Raw genomic sequence first — 516 nt, 5'->3', positions numbered from 1 at the left:
GTCAGCTTCGGATCGACCTCCGGCACGCTGGGCTCCGCTCTGAATGGAGCGCACGGCAGCCTGGTGCTCAATGCCACGGGAGCGTTCACTTACACCGTCAACGAAGCCGATCCCGCCGTGCAGGCGCTGCGGCTTGCGACCAACACGCTGACTGACGTCTTCAACTACACGATGCGTGACACCGCCGGCGCGACATCGTCGACCACGCTCACTGTTACCGTCCACGGCGCCAATGACGCGCCGGTGCTGGCAATCCAGACCGGCAACCAAACGGCAACGGTTGGTTCGGCCTTCTCGCTGACGCTGCCTGCCGGCACCTTCACGGACGTCGATTCCGGCGATTCGCTTGCCTACGTGGCAACCGCTGCCGACGGCTCGCAACTGCCTGCCTGGCTGAGCTTCAACGCCGCCACCCGGACCTTCAGCGGCACACCGGCGTCTGGCGATGTCGGTACGCTCAGCGTAAAGGCAACCGCAACCGATCTCGGCAGTCTCGCCGCCAGCGAAACGTTCAAT

Annotated in this window: 1 protein-coding gene; it reads left to right on the top strand. The window is 64.7% G+C overall.

Going from position 1 to position 516, the window contains the following annotated elements:
• The coding region (locus ACFQX9_RS29555) for a putative Ig domain-containing protein (protein WP_377791267.1) at nucleotides 1-516 on the top strand (516 nt) is incomplete at both ends.

The organism is Bradyrhizobium sp. GCM10028915, from assembly GCF_042666195.1.
Lineage (GTDB): Bacteria > Pseudomonadota > Alphaproteobacteria > Rhizobiales > Xanthobacteraceae > Bradyrhizobium > Bradyrhizobium canariense_D.
Note: the sequence above shows the minus strand (reverse complement) of the source record. Positions and strands in the feature narration are given on the sequence as shown.